This window comes from Paraclostridium dentum (assembly GCF_012922555.1).
GTDB classification, from domain to species: Bacteria; Bacillota; Clostridia; order Peptostreptococcales; family Peptostreptococcaceae; genus Paraclostridium; species Paraclostridium dentum.
The window spans coordinates 1-347 of sequence record NZ_WIPK01000174.1 but is presented as its reverse complement, the minus strand read 5'-3'; the positions used below and the strand labels follow the sequence as shown (position 1 = coordinate 347).

Genomic DNA, 347 nt, shown 5'->3' with positions numbered 1-347 from the left:
TTCGCTAATATAGATAAAGCTCCAGAAGAAAGAGAAAGAGGAATCACAATATCAACTGCTCACGTTGAATATGAGACTCCAAACAGACATTACGCTCACGTTGACTGCCCAGGACACGCTGACTACGTTAAGAACATGATAACAGGTGCTGCTCAAATGGACGGTGCTATATTAGTTTGTTCTGCAACTGATGGACCAATGCCTCAAACAAGAGAGCATATATTATTATCAAGACAAGTTGGTGTACCATACATAGTAGTATTCTTAAACAAATGTGATATGGTAGACGATGAAGAATTATTAGAGTTAGTTGAAATGGAAGTTAGAGACTTATTAAATGAGTACGA

At 37.5% G+C, this 347-nt stretch carries 1 protein-coding gene; it reads left to right on the top strand.

The annotated features are described in order from the left end of the window. The coding region (locus GFJ41_RS18255) for a GTP-binding protein (RefSeq protein ID WP_264318562.1) at positions 1-347 on the top strand (347 nt) is incomplete at both ends.